The organism is Anabaena sp. CCY 9402-a (genome assembly GCF_963920945.1).
In the GTDB taxonomy this organism is placed as follows: domain Bacteria; phylum Cyanobacteriota; class Cyanobacteriia; order Cyanobacteriales; family Nostocaceae; genus Trichormus; species Trichormus minutissimus.
In genome coordinates this window covers 14,612-36,568 of the sequence record NZ_CAWUDL010000007.1, presented here as the reverse complement: position 1 = coordinate 36,568, position 21,957 = coordinate 14,612, and the positions used below count along the sequence as shown (strand labels likewise).

The 21,957-nt window shown below is 39.3% G+C and carries 23 protein-coding genes; 10 read left to right on the top strand and 13 right to left on the bottom strand.

Annotation, left to right across the window (positions count from 1 at the left end; genetic code table 11):
* The first annotated feature begins 264 nt into the window (after positions 1 to 264).
* Positions 265 to 747, top strand: a complete 483-nt coding sequence (locus tag ACM0OR_RS04395) for a hypothetical protein (protein ID WP_323264884.1) — start codon at positions 265 to 267, stop codon at positions 745 to 747.
* A 116-nt stretch (positions 748 to 863) separates the two neighbouring features.
* Here the strand turns inward: ACM0OR_RS04395 and ACM0OR_RS04390 are convergent, their stop codons facing one another.
* Positions 864 to 3,614, bottom strand: a complete 2,751-nt coding sequence (locus tag ACM0OR_RS04390) for a hypothetical protein (RefSeq protein WP_414575150.1) — start codon at positions 3,612 to 3,614, stop codon at positions 864 to 866.
* An 836-nt stretch (positions 3,615 to 4,450) separates the two neighbouring features.
* Between ACM0OR_RS04390 and ACM0OR_RS04385 the strand changes: the two genes are divergently transcribed.
* Positions 4,451 to 4,729, top strand: a complete 279-nt coding sequence (locus ACM0OR_RS04385; protein WP_414575149.1) for a hypothetical protein — start codon at positions 4,451 to 4,453, stop codon at positions 4,727 to 4,729.
* A gap of 8 nt (positions 4,730 to 4,737) precedes the next feature.
* Here the strand turns inward: ACM0OR_RS04385 and ACM0OR_RS04380 are convergent, their stop codons facing one another.
* Together ACM0OR_RS04380 and mnmE are read right to left on the bottom strand one after the other, a co-directional pair.
* Positions 4,738 to 5,508 carry an SDR family NAD(P)-dependent oxidoreductase gene (locus tag ACM0OR_RS04380; RefSeq protein ID WP_414575148.1) on the bottom strand — a complete coding sequence of 257 codons (771 nt, stop codon included), beginning with the start codon at positions 5,506 to 5,508 and terminating at the stop codon, positions 4,738 to 4,740.
* Between the two features lie 215 nt (positions 5,509 to 5,723).
* Positions 5,724 to 7,115 carry a tRNA uridine-5-carboxymethylaminomethyl(34) synthesis GTPase MnmE gene (gene mnmE / locus ACM0OR_RS04375; RefSeq protein WP_414575147.1) on the bottom strand — a complete coding sequence of 464 codons (1,392 nt, stop codon included), beginning with the start codon at positions 7,113 to 7,115 and terminating at the stop codon, positions 5,724 to 5,726.
* A 296-nt stretch (positions 7,116 to 7,411) separates the two neighbouring features.
* Between mnmE and ACM0OR_RS04370 the strand changes: the two genes are divergently transcribed.
* Positions 7,412 to 7,612, top strand: a complete 201-nt coding sequence (locus tag ACM0OR_RS04370) for a hypothetical protein (protein ID WP_323264889.1) — start codon at positions 7,412 to 7,414, stop codon at positions 7,610 to 7,612.
* 14 nt (positions 7,613 to 7,626) lie between these two features.
* On the opposite strand, the gene ACM0OR_RS04365 is transcribed toward ACM0OR_RS04370, so the two are convergent.
* Both ACM0OR_RS04365 and rsmI read right to left on the bottom strand, forming a co-directional pair.
* Positions 7,627 to 8,337, bottom strand: a complete 711-nt coding sequence (locus tag ACM0OR_RS04365) for a Uma2 family endonuclease (RefSeq protein WP_414575146.1) — start codon at positions 8,335 to 8,337, stop codon at positions 7,627 to 7,629.
* Between the two features lie 62 nt (positions 8,338 to 8,399).
* Positions 8,400 to 9,257, bottom strand: coding sequence for a 16S rRNA (cytidine(1402)-2'-O)-methyltransferase (gene rsmI, locus ACM0OR_RS04360; protein ID WP_414575145.1), 858 nt, complete (start codon positions 9,255 to 9,257; stop codon positions 8,400 to 8,402).
* A 79-nt stretch (positions 9,258 to 9,336) separates the two neighbouring features.
* Here rsmI and ACM0OR_RS04355 point away from each other — a divergent pair, with 79 nt between their 5' ends.
* The 4 genes from ACM0OR_RS04355 to ACM0OR_RS04340 all read left to right on the top strand — a co-directional run bounded on the left by ACM0OR_RS04355 (position 9,337) and on the right by ACM0OR_RS04340 (position 12,470).
* A complete protein-coding gene (locus ACM0OR_RS04355; RefSeq protein ID WP_414575144.1) occupies positions 9,337 to 10,203 on the top strand; it encodes a sugar kinase in 867 nt (288 codons plus the stop codon).
* Positions 10,200 to 11,078: a 3'(2'),5'-bisphosphate nucleotidase CysQ family protein gene (locus tag ACM0OR_RS04350; RefSeq protein ID WP_414575142.1), complete on the top strand. Its 879-nt coding sequence runs from the start codon at positions 10,200 to 10,202 to the stop codon at positions 11,076 to 11,078. Before ACM0OR_RS04355 ends, ACM0OR_RS04350 begins: the two co-directional genes overlap by 4 nt.
* Positions 11,079 to 11,267: 189 nt before the next feature.
* Entirely contained in the window at positions 11,268 to 11,582 is a 315-nt protein-coding gene (locus ACM0OR_RS04345) for an RNA-binding protein (protein WP_323264894.1), read from the top strand.
* Between the two features lie 129 nt (positions 11,583 to 11,711).
* Positions 11,712 to 12,470: a hypothetical protein gene (locus ACM0OR_RS04340; RefSeq protein WP_414575141.1), complete on the top strand. Its 759-nt coding sequence runs from the start codon at positions 11,712 to 11,714 to the stop codon at positions 12,468 to 12,470.
* A 48-nt stretch (positions 12,471 to 12,518) separates the two neighbouring features.
* Here ACM0OR_RS04340 and ACM0OR_RS04335 read toward each other — a convergent pair whose 3' ends face one another.
* From ACM0OR_RS04335 to ACM0OR_RS04325, 3 genes are all read right to left on the bottom strand, one after another.
* Positions 12,519 to 13,406 (bottom strand): hypothetical protein, encoded by an 888-nt coding sequence (locus tag ACM0OR_RS04335; RefSeq protein WP_323264896.1) that lies wholly within the window; start codon positions 13,404 to 13,406, stop codon positions 12,519 to 12,521.
* 49 nt (positions 13,407 to 13,455) lie between these two features.
* Complete coding sequence (locus tag ACM0OR_RS04330; RefSeq protein ID WP_414575140.1) at positions 13,456 to 13,965, bottom strand: hypothetical protein; 510 nt, start codon at positions 13,963 to 13,965, stop codon at positions 13,456 to 13,458.
* Positions 13,966 to 14,093: 128 nt separating this feature from the next.
* Positions 14,094 to 14,741, bottom strand: a complete 648-nt coding sequence (locus ACM0OR_RS04325; protein WP_414575138.1) for a class I SAM-dependent methyltransferase — start codon at positions 14,739 to 14,741, stop codon at positions 14,094 to 14,096.
* 122 nt (positions 14,742 to 14,863) lie between these two features.
* Between ACM0OR_RS04325 and ACM0OR_RS04320 the strand changes: the two genes are divergently transcribed.
* From ACM0OR_RS04320 to ACM0OR_RS04310, 3 genes are all read left to right on the top strand, one after another.
* Complete coding sequence (locus tag ACM0OR_RS04320; RefSeq protein WP_414575137.1) at positions 14,864 to 16,483, top strand: ArnT family glycosyltransferase; 1,620 nt, start codon at positions 14,864 to 14,866, stop codon at positions 16,481 to 16,483.
* Positions 16,484 to 16,578: 95 nt separating this feature from the next.
* On the top strand, positions 16,579 to 17,214 hold the full coding sequence (locus ACM0OR_RS04315; RefSeq protein ID WP_414575136.1) for a restriction endonuclease subunit R: 636 nt from the start codon (positions 16,579 to 16,581) through the stop codon (positions 17,212 to 17,214).
* 54 nt (positions 17,215 to 17,268) lie between these two features.
* Positions 17,269 to 18,498 carry an FAD/NAD(P)-binding protein gene (locus ACM0OR_RS04310; protein WP_414575135.1) on the top strand — a complete coding sequence of 410 codons (1,230 nt, stop codon included), beginning with the start codon at positions 17,269 to 17,271 and terminating at the stop codon, positions 18,496 to 18,498.
* A 52-nt stretch (positions 18,499 to 18,550) separates the two neighbouring features.
* Here the strand turns inward: ACM0OR_RS04310 and ACM0OR_RS04305 are convergent, their stop codons facing one another.
* The 5 genes from ACM0OR_RS04305 to ACM0OR_RS04285 form a co-directional block, all read right to left on the bottom strand.
* Entirely contained in the window at positions 18,551 to 18,994 is a 444-nt protein-coding gene (locus tag ACM0OR_RS04305) for a PIN domain-containing protein (protein WP_414575134.1), read from the bottom strand.
* Complete coding sequence (locus ACM0OR_RS04300; protein ID WP_414575133.1) at positions 18,994 to 19,338, bottom strand: DUF2281 domain-containing protein; 345 nt, start codon at positions 19,336 to 19,338, stop codon at positions 18,994 to 18,996. Before ACM0OR_RS04300 ends, ACM0OR_RS04305 begins: the two co-directional genes overlap by 1 nt.
* A gap of 12 nt (positions 19,339 to 19,350) precedes the next feature.
* A complete protein-coding gene (locus tag ACM0OR_RS04295; protein ID WP_414575132.1) occupies positions 19,351 to 20,340 on the bottom strand; it encodes a metal ABC transporter solute-binding protein, Zn/Mn family in 990 nt (329 codons plus the stop codon).
* Positions 20,341 to 20,493: 153 nt separating this feature from the next.
* Positions 20,494 to 20,826 carry a hypothetical protein gene (locus tag ACM0OR_RS04290; RefSeq protein WP_414575131.1) on the bottom strand — a complete coding sequence of 111 codons (333 nt, stop codon included), beginning with the start codon at positions 20,824 to 20,826 and terminating at the stop codon, positions 20,494 to 20,496.
* A 17-nt stretch (positions 20,827 to 20,843) separates the two neighbouring features.
* Positions 20,844 to 21,905, bottom strand: coding sequence for a WD40 repeat domain-containing protein (locus ACM0OR_RS04285; protein ID WP_414575130.1), 1,062 nt, complete (start codon positions 21,903 to 21,905; stop codon positions 20,844 to 20,846).
* Positions 21,906 to 21,957: the final 52 nt, after the last annotated feature.

Genomic DNA, 21,957 nt, shown 5'->3' with positions numbered 1-21,957 from the left:
GATCCAATTGAGTATTTTTGAAATACAGATAGGGAGACATTTTGTGTGGGCTTGTCTCCTGACTTAAGCAAACTCTGACTTTTCACATTATGAGGAAAAGTCAACGCAAAACCTAACCCCCTAACCCCTTCCCTACTAGGAATAATTGTCCCTAAACTTTACTACAGAAAGTCTGCATATTAAGTTATAAATTCAGTTTATATAAGCTACATAGACAACATCTCAGCAACAATTTTAATTCATCAACACAAAGGATTTCTGAATATGAATTTACCTTCCCTTTCTGCTGGTAACTGGTTGCAAATTGGTCTATCTCTGACAGGTTTAATTGGCTGCTTAACCTTGGGATCTGCTCCAGCATCAGCACAAGTCTTAATAGAAGACCCTATCGCCGACTTCGGCTCTGGAGATGCTGGAGCTTTTGCAGGTGTAGCAATATATGTTACCCCTAGTGCTTATTTGTCTACAATTGCGGCTGAAGCAGTTGCTCCTACAGGAACTTATTTTAGAGGAATTAATGGTACTGGTATGTTAACAGTTACAGCAACCTCATATATAGATCCGATTACTCATGTGGCATATCCAAGCCTAACACTTCATACAGGTGGACTAGGTGTTCTCCCATATGATGCAGGTGGAGGCTCTATACGAGGTGCTGTAGTTGAAAGACTAAGATTTGGCAATCTTACATTGGATGAATTTACTGCTCTTGTTAGGGCTGCTGTTGGTAATGATGGGTTAGAATAATACCCTTTCTATAGTAATCCTAAATCATTGATAAAAGTGGAGAAGCCTGGTTTCTTTTAGCAAGAAACCAGGCTTATGTATTCAAGGCAGATAACAATATAACTTTTTCCAGGCTTTTAAAACCTAAAATCTCCTTCTAAACGGGCTTCAAATATATCTCCACTCATCCCAATACGAGACTTCCAAGACATACTACTACTAGGAGTATTATGCTGAATGATCAAACCATAGGAAACATCATTAACTCTATTTTGTACACCTCGCTCAATACTTATAAAATTCTGTAGATAAACTCCCAAAGACCACTGTGGATTTATTTGTTTAATGCCTTCTAATGTGTAAAAAAACTGGTCTCTTATTTCTACAGAGGTGCTAAATTCTAACCCTGTATTTAATACCAATTTCCCCTGGAAGAATCCCGAAGGTATGAAGCTAGATTCATCATTCAGCAATATAAACCCTGTAGATAAAGAATAATTCAAATTTCTATCTTGACGAGAAAAAAAGTAGCTCAAATTCAGGTAATTAGGATTTTGGAAATTAGCCGCACTATTCCAATTAAATTGCAAAGATGGAATATGATTAGTAATAGCTTGAGTTTTACCCTCTACATCAACCTCTACAGAGGTATTGATATAATTCAATGCGCCATTAGCATAAATACCCATTGTTGGCTCTAAGAACCCAAAGTTATTGGTTACATTAAAGGTAGTATCTGCATTTAGGTTAAACCACATACCTGAATTAACACTATAATTCCATTTACTAGAAGAACCAGTCAATAAAATTTCTATAGTAGGTAAATATAAGTATCCACTAAAAGCTTGTAAATCAGTCATAATTTGACCATCTTGACTTAATTCAATCCGGTCAAAAGCAATATCGAACAACCGGAGATCAATCGGTAATGATGTCATATCAGATGAACTTAAGCTTTGGGAAAACTGCTGACCATTAGGATCAGTTAAAGTTACCTGTAGAGCTGATGAGCGATTGCTTGTTCCTTGAGAGGGAATAGGTGCATTTACAGATGTTAAACGACCAAAACTGTTATTAGAAACTTCAGCCTTAGAAATGAAAGTCTCTCCTTCTCTCCAAGTACGCTTTCCATCTAGAAACTGAACTAATCGCCGATGATTACCAGTACGAATTTGTAAAATATTGGAACTATTTGGTGTAATTGTACTGGGAAATGTCAATTTTCCAGAAACTTGTTCTAACCCACTCGTGCGATTACCTAGAAACAAGCTTCTATTTAGTCTTTGGTTAATTTCTCTTCTTTGCTCTGGTGTTGCTTTTGAGTCTAGATTTGCAAAATTCTCTTGTCGAGAGAAACGTTCTTGAGCTTCCTGTAAACTTTGCGTTAAATGAGGAAAATCGATTAACCCAAAAATTCCTCCCATGAGCATTCCTAATGTAGAGTTAGCAGTTTGTAATTCATCTATTTCTCTTTCACCAAATGACAAAGATAAAGAAATTCCTGGATTTGTAGAAATATTAGTATAAGTTGCTTTAGCCTCTAAAGGATCATACTCCAATAGAGTACGATTCTGAGAATAGCTAAAATAAAATCTATGCCAATCATTGTTTTCAGTTTTCTCTCTAATTCCTCTATTATTTTGTCTCTCACTTAAAGAAACCCAATATAGAGAATTCAAGTAATATAAATTGCGTTGGTTATCAGTAATAGATGGATTAAGCAAAATATTATATAAATCGGAATTATCAAATTGTTCTCTATTACCAAATTTTATCCCTGGAGCAGATGTGATTGGCGGCTGAAATTGACTTCTTTCTCTAGTTAAAGGATTACCCCAAATAAAACCTGCATTTTCTAAAGTATCTTGAGGAATTACAGAGCCACGAGAAAGACTTACCTCTCCTAATAATGGTTGTAAATTGCTTGTGGGAAATGTTTGTAAAATTAATGGGTCTTTATCTGCATTAAAGCTAGAGATATTTGGGACAAGAGAACTTATAGAATTATTTTGATTACTTCTACTATTGATAATAATAGGAGCAGCTGGAACACCTACAGGATTATTCACCTCCGCAGCAATTGATTCAATAGAAAATTGATTAATACCAATTCCCTCTGTTAATTCTTGCAGTGATTCGGGAAGAGAGAAAACTGTTTGCATACCCCAAAGTTTTTGCGTCAATCTAATCGTCTGTCTAATTTCAGTATTACTTGATTCTCCTTGGTACAAAACTCCACTCTGCCAACCTTTGGTTTCTACTACAACCCGATTACCAGGTAAGACCCAATAGAATTGATCTTTTTGGGGAAAATCAGCAAACGTAAATCGGTTAAATATGGCATCTTCTGATGAAAATTTAATTGAAAAATCAATATATTTACTATTTTCAAGAGGATTAAATGTAGAAGAATAAAATGTAAAATCATCTCTAGGATCAATAATCCAAGGATATTTGAATACACTATTGCTAAGAGCGTTTAATATTAATAATTCTAAATCGTTTTTTGGCAATTTTGTATTAATATCTTGATCATCAAGAGTATTTGGTTCTATCTTGTCATTTTCATCATAATCAGAATCTGGATTCTGAAATGGTTTGATTCGATCTAAAATATTTATATCATTAGGATTAGGAATAACTCTAATTGGATCTTGAGATGAATTTTGTGTAATAAAATTAGAGTTTAAAGCTCCTGGAATTTTTTTTAATAAACTATTGTTAGATATTTTTTCTGTTGTATTGTCAACTGATTTACTAGATACTAACAAATTTATGTCTAGTTTTCTTTTTGCATTCACTTTACCTACCATAAAATTAGTCGTTAATAAAAGTGTGAATAGAGCTATATTAACAACTCTATTCAGATGATTTGATTTTGTAAACATGATAGTCCCAAATAAATAATCTAAGCTATATATGATCAGTGTCTAGATAGTTACATCAATAATTTGAACCTTTATGCAGACTTACATTTGCTACATTTAAAAGGGTATAAAATTAATGCTTAGATGAAAAATATCGGCTACTTAGATTTGCAGTTAAGGCTGAATTCTTGTGGAGCTATGATTACTATTTCACCTTCAAGCATATTTTGTATTTGGAGAGGTTTACATATAGCAAACATATTGCTGAAAATAGTAACCTAGTAAATTAATTAATCCTATTTAACTAAAGGCTGAATTAACTTGAATAGAGAAAAGGTATATTGGATAGTTTAATATTTTTGTGGCGAGATAATAATACCTAAGGTCTTTTTAAAAATGTCTTTTGGCTAAGAGTATGTTTGAAAAGTTTTGGGCGAAACAGGCTAAGTCCGGATGGTGCGCTGACTAACCAAAAATGAGGTTTTTCACACCCATGTAGGTGGGTTTTGTCTGTGTAGCCAAGCCACTACTTTGGGCAGGTTTCCCGACTTGTAGCAAGTGCTACGGGATTTATAATCGCCAGGATTAGTTGTAGAGATTCATGCTTTTTTATATTGCAATTTTGTCTTTTTTCTAGCAATAATTACTATCGCATTAGTAGATTTTTATTGAATACTGGTTATTTTGGTACATGGATATACAAAGAGAGTGCGATGGGCTACGTCCCTAATCACATCAAGTATCAAAAGGCTGAATTGAGGTTCTCTCTGGAGATTTATGAATTGATAACAGAAAATGCTTATATTCAGATTATTAAGATATTTTGCTACCAAATCATGTAAGTGAAACAAATAATTATGTCACATCCAATTACATCTATTGAGCAATTATTGACTGAATTAACTCCAGCAGCAGAGGCTAATATAATTGGGGGCGTTAAAATTGCAACTACCAAGAAAAGTGAAAATAATTCCACTAACATTACAATTGATAATGCTAGTGCTAAAGTTCGCGTTGAATTGGACAAAGCGTCACCAAATCAAAGTTTTAAGAATAAATTTGGTCAATGTAGCTCACATTTTGATGAATTTACTGGACAATTCACTTTTTCTTGTATGTTGAAAAACTCTAAGTAATTTAGAGCCTACCAAGGTAATCTACTTCCATCCCATGAGAAAAATTGTCCGCTATCGCTTTTTTGTAGTTGTTCAATAACAGCAAGTAGTTGGGTAACAGTGCGTTCAACTGAGAATAATTTCTCCGCAGATACATTTTTTTGGAAGGGACGAGAAAGCTGTGTATCAGTTGTACCAGGATGTAAAGTGACAACTATAGTTTGAGGACAACTTCTACCATACTCAATTGCCACATTTTTCATAAACATATTGAGTGCTGTTTTAGAGGCTCGATAGCCATACCATCCACCAAGTTGGTTATCACCTATGCTGGCTAATTTAGCTGATATAGTAGCAAATACAGCCAATTCATTATGGCGAAACAACGGTAAAAGATGTTTAGCCAAAAGTACAGCACCAACACTGTTGACTTGGAAGTAACGTAATAAATTATCGGCATTAATTTGTCTTAAACTTTTTTCGGGTTGTAAATCACTTTCATGTAGCAATCCCACACAGTTAATTACTAAATGTAATTTATCTATTTGAGTGCGTATCTGTTTTATAGTTTCAGCAATTTGTAATTCATCAGTAATATCTAACATTAAACAACTTAGACGACTAGAATATTGTTCAGCCAAATCTATTAACTCAGAAGCTGATTCTGCTTGACGATAGGTTACATAAATTTTGGTAACTCTGTTATCTTGGAGTAGTTTTTTTACAAAACCTAAACCAATCCCTTGGCTTGCTCCTACAATTAAGGCGTTGGTATGATTAATTTCATCAATAAAAGACATATAGTAATCCGTTTTGATTTTTTAAGTTATTTGTTTAGGAAGGGGACAGGGGATAGGTGACAGGGGATAGGTGACAGGTGACAGGTGACAGGTGACAGGTGACAGGTGACAGGTGACAGGGGATAGGAAAGGACTTAAGTGCAAGCGCAGGCTATACCTTACGTTAGGCTAGTACCAACGCTAATAATAATCAAACAAGAGTGATTTTAGTGATATTATTTACCGATGCAAAATCTACTAAAAATCCTATTAAGTACAGATTCAGTTACATCTTCTCCTGTGATTTCTCCTAGTGCTTGAATTGCACCTCTTAAATCAATTGTCCAAAAGTCTAAAGGTAACTGTTGAGCTATTGTCATCTGTACTTGTGCTAAAGCAATTTTAGCTTGAGTCAATGCAGCAGCTTGTCTTTGATTAATGGCTAAATCCATATCAGCAGCTTGTACTTTCCCTGTATGAACTATCTCTAGAATTGCTCTCTCTAGGGAATCGATGCCTTGATTTTGGGATGCTGTTGTGTGGACTATGTGATTAATATGCTGGGGATATGCTAGAGCATTAATGAGTTGCTTTTCTACTAAGTCAATTTTATTAATTACGAGAATCAACGGCCGGTGTTGTACTTGTTCGTAGATTTGTCGATCGCCATCTGTCCAACCTGTGGCCGCATCGATGGTAAACAAAACTAAATCTGCTGTGTTGGCAGCACGACGCGATCGCTCTACCCCTATCTTCTCTACTTGGTCTACTGTGTCTCGAATGCCTGCTGTATCTAGCACCTGCACGGGAATACCCCCCACGACTAGCTGAGATTCCACCACGTCGCGGGTTGTACCGGGTAAGTCTGTGACAATGGCGCGATCGCTCTGACTCCAAGCATTCAACAAGCTGGATTTACCCACATTCGGACGACCAACAATCGCCACTTTCAACCCTGTACGCAGCAGTTCACCTTGATCTTTGGTTGCTAGTAATTTGGTGATTTCTGCGGCAATGCTGTCAATATCTGATATTATCTGTTTATCATCCAACGGGGGTAAATCTTCCTCAAAATCAATCCGAGCTTCAATCTCTGCCAAAATATCCAAACAATTAGCGCGTAACTGACGGATGGGATGGGCTAATTTTCCCTGTAACCCAGCTAAAGCAGTTTGAGCGGCTTGGGGTGATTTAGCTCCCACCAAATCAGCAATACTTTCGGCTTGAGTTAAATCTAATCGTCCATTCAAAAAGGCGCGGAGGGTAAATTCTCCTGGTTGTGCTAGCCTTGCGCCATTTTCCAAACACAACTGCAATACCTGCTGCACTGCCATAATCCCGCCATGACAGTGAAATTCCACCACATCTTCACGGGTGTAAGAACGGGGTGCTTTCATCATTAGTAGCAAGGCTTCATCTACCATCTGTTGCGTCTGGGGATGGCGGATATAACCGTAGAGAATGCGGTGACTTTCCCAAACCTGCTTTCCAGGGGCATAAAACAGAGTTTGAGCAATGGCTAGAGCGTGGAAACCAGACACCCGCACAATACCTACACTACCCTGTTGGGGGACAACAGCAGTAGCGATCGCGGCGATAGTTCCAGTAATAGCCAACAGTTCCGACATGAGCGACCTTTTGAGCAAGAGATTGCATATATATGGTTAGCGTAGCAGGGATTGGGCATTAGGCATTGGGCATTGACTTTTGTGCTTCCTACCTTTTTTTTTAAATCGTAAATATTTAGACTAATTTGAGATCAAATAGCAGGGTAAAATTTACCTGGACAGTAGAAATAACAAACAAAGGAAATAAAAATCCCTTTTAACTACCCCCCAGTCCCCAGTCCCCAGTCCCCACAAGTTGTTGAATTTTCAATTGATTCGTCCCCAATCCCTATTTTCAAATCAGAGAGGAATTGACAGTGGAGCAGAAAATTAACTGCGCTCAAGCCTGCGTTAACGGTTGTGTTTTAGGGGAGAAATGCCCAAACATTGAGTATAGAGAGGCTGCATCAAAATTTATCGCTGAGACTTCTTTAGACAGAATGCTAGAAATTGCGGAAGAACGTCTCAGGCGAAAAATGACAGAACCTCCGAAATGGGTGTTTCCCGAAGAACAGTAAGTATTGCTTGAGCATTAAATAGTATTTGGATCTATACCTAATTCTCGCAGCTTCGCCTCTAAGCGATCGCTGCGTTGTTTTTCTTGTTCAGCGCGTTGTTTTTCTTGTTCAAAACGCTGCATCTCCAATCGTGCAACTTCTTGAGGTGTGAGTACGATTTCCCCATCAGCAGTGTAAAAGCGTAAATTCTGCTGTTCAACCCCTAAATATAACTCTAATTGCTGACTCCATAGCCTACCTTGGGGGTTTGGTGCGATTGGCTCATATTTACCACCCATTAAAATAAACCCAGCAAATTCTAAATTATTGGGATCGAACCAAAAGTATTCCGGTGTGCGGAATATATCTTGATAGATTTGTTTTTTTAAGCCTCTGTCAGTAGACGAAGTAGAATCTGATAGTAGTTCTACAATCACGTTGGGATACTTACCTTCTTCTTCCCAAACAACCCAACTTTTACGTGGTTTGCGTTCTGTTCCTAACACCACGAAGAAATCCGGCCCGCGAAAGTGTTCGGATTTCAATTGTCTCGGACTATAAAAAATAGTCAGATTACCTGCAGCAAAAAAATCATTGCGGTCTTGCCACCACCATTCTAAGGTGTTTAATAACAGGATTAGTTGCTGTAAATGTAGATAACTTTCCAACTCTGGCTCATCACTGTATAAATCGCCTGGAGGAAAGATAACATTTTCTGGGTTTGTTAAATCTTTGGCTACAGACATGGCAGCAAATCTCTTACTCCTAATTAGTTTAGCCTAGCAATATTTGTAGATAGCTGTTGGTATTACTCAGGATTGAGATCAATCGCCAGAGCAATTTGATAAACTTGACGACGGTTAAGGGCAGTATATTTATTTAATTGTCGGCTAGCTTGCGATCGCGATATACCTTGACGCATTAATTGTTCTAGTTCGGCTTTGAGTTGTGCTTCTGTGAGTAGGGGTTGGCTGGGTGGATTCCCTGCTAATACTAGAGTATATTCACCTTGGGGTTCTTTTTGTTGATAGTGGGCGATCGCATCTCCAATACTTCCCCGCCAAAATTCCTCATACAATTTAGTTAACTCCCGCGCCATCACAATTTGGCGATCGCTTCCCCAAATGTCTGCTAAGTCTTGTAAAGTATCTCGTAAACGGTGGGGCGATTCATAGAAAATTATAGTGCGAGATTCTGTCTGTAAAGTCTCTAAATGTTCTCGCCGTTGCTGACTTTTCGCAGGTAAAAAACCCTCAAACACAAACTTATCTGTGGGTAGTCCCGCCGCACTCAACGCTGTAATCGCTGCACTCGCACCAGGAATGGGAACTACGGGAATCGTTGCTTCAATACAAGCCTTCACCAATTCATACCCCGGATCAGAAATTCCTGGCATACCCGCATCACTAACTAAAGCGATCGCTTTTCCACTCTGCAAATGCTCTATTAATTCTGGGATGCGACTACTACTATTATGCTCATGGTAACTTGTCTGGGGTGTTTTCACCTGTAAATGTTGTAGTAATTTCCCCGTGTGGCGCGTATCCTCTGCGGCAATCAAATCCACGTTCTGCAAAATCCGCACCGCCCGCAAGGTAATATCTTCTAAGTTACCAATGGGTGTGCCTACTATATATAGTGTTCCTGGTTTGGGATCGGTTTGCATTTAAAATTCAAAATTCAAAATTCAAAATTAATTAAATAACTTCTGGGGATTGGGGATTGGAGATTGGGGAGAAGAACTAATGACTAATCACGCCTTATTTGTGGGTTTAATCACTTTAGATTTAATTTACTTAGCTGAATCTGCCCCACAAAATAATCAAAAGTTAGTTGCATCTGACTACACTGTAGCAGCAGGCGGCCCAGCTACCAATGCGGCTGTCACTTTTAGTTATCTAGGGAATCAAGCTACAGTTTTGGGTGTGTTGGGTTCGCATCCCATGACGCAGTTAATTCGAGGAGATTTAACTATATATAATGTAGCGATCGCTGATCTTGACCCTACGATCAATACAGCACCGCCTGTATCTTCAATTATTGTCACCCAATCCACCGGGGAACGGGCGGTAATTTCCATCAATGCTGTCAAGACTCCCGCCAGTAGTAGCTCGATTCCAGCAGATATCTTACATAATATACATATAGTCCTGATTGATGGACATCAGATGCAGGTAGGATATGCGATCGCCAAAATGGCTAAGGCTCATCATATCCCTGTAGTGATTGATGGTGGTAGTTGGAAAAGCGGATTTGAGCAAGTCTTACCCTTCGTCGATTACGCCGTTTGTTCAGCTAACTTTCACCCTCCCAATTGTCACTCCGAAGCAGAAGTTTTTGCCTATCTCCGCGCCTGGGGTATTCCCCACATCGCCATTACTCACGGAGAAAAACCAATTGCCTACTCAAGTCATGGTAAACTTGGTAGCATAGCTGTACCTTCTATCCAGCCAGTTGATACACTAGGGGCTGGAGACATTTTTCACGGGGCTTTTTGCAACTTTATTTTACAAGCAAGTTTTACTGATGCCCTTGATCAAGCCGCTAAAGTTGCAGGTGAAGCTTGTAAATTCTTTGGTACGCGTCGCTGGATGGATTTGAGGAGAGAATGAAAGATTTACAAGAAATACTAGCGATCGCTCGTGCCATCGGTTGGGGTGCAGCAGATATATTACAATCTTATTATCACGGCACTGCCACAGACCCTAATCTGGACGTGCAGTATAAACAAAATGAACCTGTCACCGTCGCTGATGTCGCAGTTAGTCAATACATTCTCCAAAAACTACAAGCGGCCTTGGGTAATGAAGATTTTGCTTACATCAGCGAAGAAACCTATAAATCCAAAATAGATACAGATACAGACTCTGCACCTGATTGGGTATGGATTATTGACCCTTTAGATGGTACGCGTGATTTTATCGACAAAACTGGGGATTATGCAGTTCACATCGCTTTAGTCAAAGCACATAGACCAGTCTTAGCAGTGGTTGCAGTGCCAGAAAAAGCAAAACTATACTATGCTACCCAAGGAGGCGGAACATTTGTAGAAACCCGCAACGGTGCTGTTCCCCTAAAATTACTATTTAGTAACAATACTAAGCAAATTGAAGATTTAACTTTAGTTGTCAGTCGTTCTCATCGCAATCAACGCTTAGATTATTTACTGCAAAACTTGCCCTTACGCCATCAAAAAGCCGTCGGTAGCGTCGGTTGTAAAATAGCCACCATTCTCGAACAACAAGCAGACATTTACATTTCCCTTTCTGGCAAGTCTGCCCCCAAAGATTGGGATATGGCAGCACCAGAACTGATTTTGACAGAAGCTGGCGGACAGTTTACTCATTTCAATGGTAATCCGCTACAGTACAATACTGGCGATATCAATCAATGGGGTGGATTGCTCGCTAGTAATAGTCAGCATCATCATATTTTGTGTCAAGAAGCAGCAAAAATATTAGAGCAGTTAGCAAATGCTGCAAATTAGGATAAATTCCAGGTCATGCACTACTCAAAACTTTTGGTTTCTATCGGCTACTTCGTCAGAGCCAATATTTAATCGCTGTGCTATCCTTGTCAATATAAGAATTATTTTCGGTTGAGTAACTACTTTTGATGTCTAAAAAGCGTCTCTCCGAATTTAAGTCTCTACACTTGTTTAATTCGGAGACATTGTATGTCAATTTACGTAGGTAACTTGTCCTATCAAGTTACAGAAGATGACCTGAAGCGTGCCTTCGCAGAATATGGGAAGGTTAACCGCGTTCAGCTACCAACTGATCGTGAAACTGGTCGTCCTCGTGGTTTTGCCTTTGTAGAAATGGAAACAGAGACTGAAGAAAATGCTGCCATTGAAGCCCTTGATGGTGCTGAATGGATGGGGCGCGATCTAAAAGTTAATAAAGCTAAACCGCGTGAAGAAAGAAGTTCTCCTCGTGGTGGTGGTGGTGGTAATTGGGGTAATAACAACCGTAGCGATCGCCGCTACTAGAAATTTTTCTAAACAATTAACTTCAGAGTCTCCAGCAGATAAAGCCAAAGGCTCAACTCTGCTGGATTATTTTTTGTCTCCAGTCTTCAACTATAAGAATATAGACTGCTTATTTAGGTTTTGAAGAAAATGTTGCGTGTTTATCATTTGCTTATAGGTGCTTTTTTATTAATTTCTCTTCCCGTGGGAGCTAAATTTATTTTACCCCAATTTTCGGACAACAAAATAGCAACAACAACCCCAAGTGTTACACCTCCAAGCACTACATCAACAAAAACCAGCATTAAAGCAGAAAATATTTGGCAAAAACTTTTAAGTAAAACTACTGCTCCCAATGGTTGGGAAGTTAAACCTTGTCAGGACAATGTTGCTTTGCTGTGTGTATCTGAGCAAGGTGAACGTTTGGGTACAGTAGAAATTGTGGTTTATCCAGTCAACAATAATCCAGAATTTCAAAAGCATTTAACAGCATCTGGTATTCCTTTAGGTTCTCAAGCAGACTACCAAAATCAGGAATATCAAGCAAAAGTAATCAAAGTTCTCCAAGCTTGGGTTGCAGACTTCAACACTAGCTTTGTCAAAAACCGTCAAGGCGTTTACGGTAATAACGTTGTTTTCTCCACCTATCCACCGCAACAAGTCAAAATAGGTAAACTCCCTGGTATCCGCTATGGTTTGGTGGGAATTAAGTCAGAGGGTGGAGTAGAAGAGCAGCATATTGGCCATGTTACCTACGATGGTGCAAAGTTGTATGTCGTAACTACATCTTTTGCTCCAGGTACAGGTAAGTTTGCCAAGCTGGAGAATTTGGCAATCTTTCAACCATATCTATATGCGATCGCAGAAAATTTAAACTTACCGATGAAGGGTTCAGGCACAAAACCCTAATAATAGGTAATAGCCCAGAAAAACTGGATTTGAGCTATTACCTATGATTTAAATCTCTGCTACAGCTCGTTCAATTAAACGACGTGCGAGAGTCTGCGTACCTGTATGTTCGTAGTAATTGGTGGCTACATCTAAAAATGCTGCTAGATAATCTAACTTGTCATCAGCAAGTTGCATAAAACCTTGCAAATTACCGACAACTTTTTGAGGGGTTAAATTATTAGCAGAGACAATACCATTCATCCAACCTTTAACTGATTCAAAGCTTTCGCCAATAAAATTGAGCTTACTACCGGCATTGTTACCAGGAATCATATCCTTCATGCTTTGGAAAGTGGAATTTTGATCCAACTCCTGGGGACTGGTTTGGTTCAATCCAGATAAAGCTTTATCGATAAAGTCTGGCCCTAAGGGTATCAAACCATCAATACAAACTAAAGCCACCATGCGAATTAGGGACTCACCACTGTACTCTCCTAAAGAAGCGACAAAATCGCCAATGCTATCACCGGGGATGCCATTAATTTGGCAGAAGGCAACTAATTCAGCTACTAATTTCAGGGATAAATCGATAGTTTGGGCTTTGTCTGGTTTGGGAGTAATTGAGTTTAAGAAACCCAAAAGTGGGATTTTTTCACCAACTTTGTTAGCTAAAGCGGCTGCACCTAAAGCTTTATCTGTACCATCAACAGTTTGATAAAGCCATAAAGCTTTTTGATATCCTTGGGAGCGATCATTGTAAAGATAAATCGCCCGTTCGCCAATTTGCTGAATTAAATCTTCGTCGGTTTCACCAGTGACGGTTTTAATAGTATTGACAAAGCCCACTGTATTTTGCCACTCACCAGGAGCAACAAAATCTAAAGCATTTAACATCGAAATAGTCAAGCCACTAGTTGGTAGTTCATCAACCAACTCAAAAATTGGTTTGCTCACAAAAATCTCCTGATTTAGTTTTTTTTATGTCTAATTGCATGGGTGCAGACTATTTGAGTTTGGCGAGTCCGTCAAGATTAAATTTTTCTAACCAGTCGGCGCGATCTCTGGCGGTAAATGATGGTGAACGAGACAATACTTTTACCTGATATTTACCTACTAAAACCGCAGTTTGCGTATTACCTACCAATACCGATGGATAACCACCAATTTCTTTGCTGCTGTTCGAGAATTTAGCGGCTGCACCTGGTGTGCTTGTGGTGTCAGAAATAGATAACATTGCTAAGTCTTTGCCGTCTTTTTTCAATTTGGCTTCAGCAAAGCCTTTTTTCTCTTGGGTGTAAACTCGCTGATAACCAGCTTCCTCGGCAGGGAAAAATTTGTTTAATTTACTTCCCTGAGTTGCGTTTTTAGCAACCGCTTGACCACTTTTTTGTTTGCTACTTTCTTGTTGTACCTGATCAAAGCGGCTTGGTGCTTGGGCTGTACAAGCTGTAGTCAGTAAGACAACTGACAGCAACACAACAGCTAAAATCTTACGTCCACGGGGAAAAATCATCTCTAGGTTCTCCATATACTTGAGCTTTGAGGCAATTATCTGCGCTGCTTTGAGTTTCCACTCAGAAACTTTACTTTTTGATAACTATTGTAGAGACGCGATGAATCACGTCTTAATCTAAGAATGGATTATTTCTCTCGGTAGGCGATCGCCGCATAAAATGGATCTCCCCCAGTCACCCCTAACCACTGCAAGAAATTGGGTGCTGTAGATTGACGCACAATGATTTCCGGCGTGGTGAATCCGGGTACGGAAGCAAAGTAGCCTTTGACTAGTTCTACTCGCCCTAGTTCGGAAGCATCCCGCCAAGCTTGAATCGCCTTTTGAAAGAACATCCGATTAGAAAAGCTAAAAATTGCCACACCACCAGGTTTCAGGATGCGGTGAATTTCGGCAAAAATGGCTTCTGGATATTGTAAGTATTGTACGGAAACGCAATTAATCACAGCATCAAAATCTTGATCTGGTAGGGGTATAGCCGGATTGTCGTTGAGATTCTGGACAAAGTAGTGATTTAACCGAGGATTCCGTCCTAATTCTTCGGCGTTGAGTCCGTGTCCCTCAACATGGGTAAATTGCATCTCATCGGGTAAATGGGACACCCAACTGCTCATCATATCTAGGATGCGGGTATTGGGTTTGAGTCTTTCTCTATATAAATCAGTTAATTGTTGGATAAAGCCTTCATCGACATGGGTGACAAAGCGGGGATACTCATAAAACAGCTTATCGTTTGTATCGTCTAATTTGAGGCGTTGATCTGGTTTTAACAACATAGAAGTCTATTTCGGTAAATTTTTTCGGGAAATTGGTGCAACTTCAGGTATTCTTTTGAACAAGCACTATTGAATTTATTTTAATAAAATCCAGATAAATCCTCGCATCTACGCAGCATCCAATGTTGTATAAACTACCTTTTTTAAAGCCTATTTGGCGACAAATCAGCCTATCCACGACATTCCCTTACGTTAGCTTGCTGGTTTGGACAATCCCCTTATTACTCTTCAGTTCTGGGGAGAACAGCGTCATGGCGCATGATGAGGGGCTTTATGCTTGGCGATCGCGTCAGATGTTTGATGCTGATGACTGGATCGCACCTTGGGGGAATGCTCATCATAAAACCCCTGGGCCATATTGGTTAATTGGCATATTTTACAAATTATTAGGAATCAGCGAATTTAGCACCAGATTACCTAACATAATATTGGGGATTTTTTGCCTATTATTAACATACGAAATTGGCAAAATTATGCTGAGTCAAAAATTAGCTTGGCTAGCTGCTGCTATTTTAAGCGTGACATTTCTCTGGTTACAATACTGTCGCTTAGGTACTCCTGATATCCCAACTATTTTTTTGGTACTTTTTGCTATTTATGCTTTTATCCAAGCGGAATTATCTCCTAAATATAGATATATTTGGGGTTTTATTGCTGGGTTAAGTTTAAGCTTAGGCTTCTTGATGAGAAGCTTTATGATTTTTCTACCGATGGTGGCTTTATTGCCCTATTTAATTGGTGAACATCGCCGCCATCGTCATTTACTCAACCCATTTTTGTATGTTGGTCTAATTGTAGGTTTAATCCCGACATTAATTTGGTTCTGGTTTAATTGGCAACGCTACGGCAATAATAGTTTTGCAGCTTTATTTGGTTTTGTTTTAGAGTTAGGTTCTCAAGAACGTGCTGGTAATGGCATCATATTCTACCTTTGGAATATCCCTGTAAATGCCTTTCCTTGGGCATTTTTCAGTCTTTTGGGATTAGTTTTAGTTATCCGCCGTCCTATTTCTCGCTATCAACTTATACTCGTTGGTTTTCCTGTTGTTTTATTTGCCCAATTGAGTATTTTTTCTACTCGTTTATCTCACTACAGTCTCACCCTTTATCCTTTTATTGCCTTATTAGCGGCTGTAGGTTTAGATGGGTTGGGGAGAATTTATCAGTTGGGATATGTCAATCGAAAACCTCTATTGCAAAAGGCGAATATTCCCCGGACTCTGAGTTATGCTTCTGGCTTACTCGGTATTCTCTTTATATTTGCATCCATAGTTGCATTTGCTTGGGGCGATCGCAAATATGCAACTCTCGGTTTAATTCTGGGTTTAAGTTGGTTAATTGTGCCAGTGGTCTGGATCAGTCGTTACCACTTGGGTTGCAAGTTTCTCACGGCTGGTTATTGGATAGCTGGTTGGTTAATTCCCTGTTGGTTAGGTTTAGCAGTTGCTAGTGGCTTTGGTTTATTGGGTGATTATAACCCTGCTTACAGGACTTTTTTCCAAAAACCTGCGATCGCTTCTATTTTACAAACCCATCCCATATATTTTGTGCAATTAGGTGGTAAGAATGCTGTGCTACTCAGGTTTTATACTCCTGTTCACGGTCAAAAAGTAGAAACAATTGCCCAAGTACCGCCCTCTAGCTATGCTTGGGTTTACAAACAACCATCTTCTCAAATATCCCCACCACACCGGGTAATCGGATCAATACAAGATTACAAGTTAATCCAAATCTTACCCTAATGAGGAAAGCAGAACCCATAGGTTAGGAGCAAAGGAGAACGCAAGACACAAAAATCTGTCAATATCAGGATAGTATAGTTCCCTGTCCTCAGATTATGGTTCAAACAATCCAGGCAAAAGACATTACCCTACTGGAATTAGAGACAAAATTTGGACTCCAATTTATTGAGAATGAGCAATTTTTCCTAGAATGGCAAGATAAACTACCAGAAATTACCAGTATTGAAAAACAACAACTTGACCGAGTTAAAGCCAGTTATTCTAATTTGCTCAAGTACCCTCCCTTACTAGAAAACACCGTCAAAATGGTGGTGTTATCTCCTCTGTTAGATTTAGCCGACTTTTATCTCTCTCCATTTCACGTCAAATCGGAAAAATCTGTAGAAATTTCTGCTAAAAATGAAGACGTTACTGTTAAAGGACAGATTGATGTTTTAGTTTTGTTTGAACAGCTAGTGGTAATAGTTATAGAATCCAAACAAGCAGCTTTTTCTGTGGAAGTCGGGAAACCTCAACTTTTAGCTTATATGCTGGCGTTATCTAACTCTGATCAACCAATATATGGGCTAATATGCAATGGTAGTAGTTTACTTTTCGTTAAATTGATTAAGCAAGAAACGCCAAAATATGCTTTGTCTCGCTTGTTTTATATCTTTAATCCAGGAAATGAATTGTATTCAGTTTTAAGTGTGTTAAAACGATTGGGTCAATTAGTTAGAAATAGCAGTTGAGTAGATGTGAAGATACAATGATAACGATTATCGTTATATCCCACAAACTCGGCAATGGAAACTACTCCACCACAGTTACCCAGCAAAATTGACTTGGCAATTATTGGTGCTGGCCCTCATTCGTTAACATTTATTACCCATTTGCTACAAAAACGGCCAAAAATGAAGGGTAGGTTTTTGGTATTTGACCCTAGTGGCAGATGGCTGAGTCGATGGCAGCAGCAGTTTGCAGCTTTAGATATACCACATTTGCGATCGCCTGCGGTACATCATCCCGACCCCAACCCGTTTGCTTTACGAAAATTTGCCCAATCTCGTCCCCAAGAATTATTTCCCCCCTACGACTTACCAGGGACTCGGCTGTTTGAAGACTTATGCAATGATGTGATTCATCGTTGGGATTTACAAGATTTAGTTGTACCTGCCAAAGTAACACGTCTTGAACCCTTACATCAGGGTTTTCGTTTGTGGTTGGAAGATGGTGACTCAATTCTTGCCAAGCGGGTTATATTAGCTACCAACAATAGTCAACTTCAGATTCCCGACTGGGTAAATCACATAGCATCAGAATATCCCCAAGATAAACTCTGTCACTCCCAACAAGTAGATTTACGACAATTACATTTAGCGGGTGAAAGAGTCTTAATTGTCGGTGGTGGTTTAACCAGTGGACATTTAGCCGTTGGTGCGATGACTCGCGGTGCGAAAGTCCAATTGATGATTCGGCGACAGTTGCAAGCCAAATTATTTGACGCTGAACCTGGTTGGTTAGGGCCAAAATACTTAAAGGCATTTTTCGCTGAGTCAGATTATCAACAGCGATCGCAAATGATTCAGCAAGCGCGGAATGGCGGTTCTGTAACACCAGCAATGGCTATGCAATTACGGCGATCTGTACGTGCTGGTCATGGGAGAATAGATGAATATTGCCAAATTGTTGCGGCTCAATGGTTAGATAATCATTGGCAGGTAAAATGCAATGATGATAGTGAATATGAGTGCGATCGTATTTGGCTTTCCACTGGTAGTAAATTTGACGTTCAGGCTGAACCATTATTACAAGAAGTTTTAAATGCGTACCCGATTCCTGTAGTCAACGGCTTACCTATTTTAGATACTTGTCTGCGTTGGCCTGGTTGTGAATTATTTTTGATGGGAGGGTTAGCAGCTTTACAGATAGGGCCGACAGCACGAAATTTATCAGGTGCGAGAATGGCTAGTGAAAAAATTGTACCAGCAATTATCAAGCCGAGTGTGGTTCTTCCTCATCCTAAAACTGCTTAACTTTTTTCTTCTCTATAAATAAATTTAGGGAATTGTATCCGACTTGTTTTTGTCAAAACCAAGATTCAACGGACAATGTTTTTACTTGTTGAATTCTCTGAAAGTCGCTGTCGGTTGATACAACGCTAAGACCATGTTGTAAGGCTACAGCCGTAATCCAAAGGTCATTTTCATCAAAGCCCAGGTCTGTCACCTGAGTTTTTCTCCGCTTGATTTTTTCCTTGGGGCCAAATTGTCTCATCAAGGCTGCTTTGAGTTGACCGTAAATATTAGCCGTATCTTCTGTTACATTGTAGATACGTATATCTTCGAGAAATTCTGTTAAATAAGCTAGATTAACTTCCCTTTTGGCAGAATTTTCCATCATATATGTAAGTTCTCCCTGCACAATTACGCAGGTAGCAATGTTTATTTCTCGAACCTCAGTTATTCGGCGAATGATGTTTGGGTTGCCAAGAATGATAGCACTACAGTGGTTAGTATCTAACAGGTACATTACTCAAAAGGATTTAAATCATAATCGAACTGGGCTTTACCACGAGTCACGTAAACAGACTGAAGACACTCATCGAAGTCATCACCTACCCAATTACCTGCGTGTCGGAGGATGGAACGGCCAGAAGCCGGCCTGTAGGTTAGTTGAGAGCTATCTGTCAGGTTTTCTTTTTGTTGATTTAGGGTATCGGAACTTGCTATTTCTGACTTGATACGCAGAGAATCTGTACCTTTTTTTACTTCTGTTTGCTTACTTTTTAAAAAACGTAGAAAATCAAGAGTTTCCTCTAGGAGTGACTCTGGAGATGATTCAATTTCTTGGAGCAGGATTTTTTTGATAGTCATAATGGTAATAATTTAAGGTTGTGACTGTTGAATTCTGGGTGGAAAAATTAAGTATGTTCCGCCTAAACCTTCTACAATGGTGCGTGTATTGGCAAACATCATCTTTTGATAGGTATCTGCATCACTTCCCGGTTCTCCTAGCCCCTTCGTATATAGTTGTCTTTCTGATAATTTAACATTTGCTTCTGCTGCTACAGACTCCATTAACTCAGGATTAACTGTTGTCTCTAGAAAAATTGTTGGTACTTTCGACTTTTGGATGTATTGCACCAAATTTTTGACACGTTGATTTGTAGCTTGTTCTTCATTGCCAAAACTGGCTGAAGGAATACCATAAGCTTTGGTGTAATAATCTATGGCATTATTGGTTGTGACAACTTTCAGTTTATCTTTAGGAATACTGGCAATTCTTGATTTGATCCAACTATCTATCTGTGTGAGTTCAATTATGATTCGTTTGGTATTTTCTTGATAAATATCTGCATCTCTGGGGGATAATTTCTTTAAGTTGTTATTAATAACTTCCACCATTTTGATTGCATTTTGGGGATGATGCCAAATATAAGGATTAATGACTGGGCGACCATTTACCTGAAATTGTCGTGCTTTAGGAAGTGCAACTTGATTAACAGCTATTTTAGTAGTTGGAGTTTTTGTCGCTGTAATTATTTTAGTTAATGCTGGCTCTAGATTATAACCATTATAAAAAATTAATTTTGCTTCTTCAATCGCTGTCAGGTCTTCTGGTTTTGGTTGATAATCTTGGGCATTTGTATTAGGAGGAATTATACAGGTAAGATTAATTGTATTTTCTGCAATTTGTTTGGCCAAGTCACAAAGTACACTGGTAGTAACTACAACTTTAGGAAGATTTTCATCGACTGTGGTAGAAGTCTGAGTGAAGGATGTATTTACAGCTTGATTTCCACATCCGAAAAATCCAACTGTTAAAAAGAAAAATCCAAGTCGTAAGCAAATATTGTTTAGTAGTTTTTTTGACATATTTCAACCATGCTGAATGTGTAAAACAGCTAATTTTCATGAGTAGCAATTATTTGTTTACTACTAGTTTTTTGATCAAAAAATTAAATAAACATACACAGTAAAGGCACAGAAATGCTGTGCCTAAGATGATATTTATAATTGTTAACGGGATTAAAAATCTATAGATGGCAATTTACCTTGTAAAAGTTGAAATTTAGACTGAACGCAATTAGCACAATTACAACCTAATTGTTCGGTAATAGGATTAGATGTTTGAGTCAAATGTGGGACAGCTATTTCTGAAAATGGTTGTATATATTCTACTGTCAGTATTGGGGTGGTAGATATGGATTTGACACTAGCATTAGCTGGGTTGGCTGCCACTAGTATAGATGACAGAATCACAGGAAAGGCAAGCAAAAACAGTTTGAATCGGTTCATACTTTCAATATTAAAGACTGCTGTTGATACAGCATAGCCAATTTTATTGATAAGCTTCAACATTAGTAACTGTGTAGGACTTAACTACGCCCAAAGCCTTGACCGCGTAATACTTTTGACCAAATGAAGATTTCTCCTTTGTCACCACCTGCGGCTAATAATTTACCTTGGGGATGCCAAGCTAAGGTAGAAAAGCCATCAGCAACGCCTGTGAGGATTTGGGATACTTGCTGGGCTTTGTTCCACAAACACAACCAACCGTCAGTCGCCGCCGAAGCCAAAAGAGAACTTTGAGGTGCAAAAGCGATCGCATTAATCACACCCACATGATTAGTCAAAACCCGCGCTTCCCAACCCAAGTTCTCATCCTCTAGCTTTTCCCAGACCACAATCCCTTCTACGCTGGAAGTAGCTAACAATGGCGCACCGACTTTAGTAGCGATTTCTGACCAAGCCAATTGACGAATCTTACCAGGGAAGCCACGCATCACCCAAGGGTCGGGATTGTTCCATTCCAAAACAGTGACACTGCGATCCATGTTACCGGAGGCGAGAAATTTGCCATCAGTTGACCAACCCATAGCGACGCTGACAGTTGGCATACTGAGAAGATATGGTTCTTCCTCCCAGTTTTGAGAATGCCAAATTTTAACTCCTTGGTTTCCACCAATGGCGAGATATTCCCCATCAATCCGCCAATCAATACTCAATGCGGAGGAGTCAGAAAAATTCAACGTAACAATCACCTCACGATTATCCGCATCCCAAACTTGGACGTAACGCCCTAAACTAAAAGCCAACTGGTTATTAACATGATTCCAAGCTAGCTTATCCACCCAAGCAGGGGCATTTTCTAAGGTGGTAATTAATTCCTGTCCCTGCCAAATTCTCACCCGTCCATCCTGTCCCCCAACAGCTAAAAATTGACCATCCCTGGAGAAAGCCACACAATCAACTGATTGACCTTCACCAGTTTGCAAAGTTGTTAATTTGCCATCTTGCCACAGTACCACTTCCCCAGCCGCCGAGGTTGCAGCTAGAGTATCACCTAATGGCGACCAGGCGATCGCAGTTACATACTCTGCGAGTGTCCCGGAATAGTGTTCTTCAAATTCTTTTGATTTGCTAGTTGTGAGGTTCATAGTGCTAGGGATTGGGGACTAGGAATTTTAGATTTTGCGGAAAGTTCTGTAG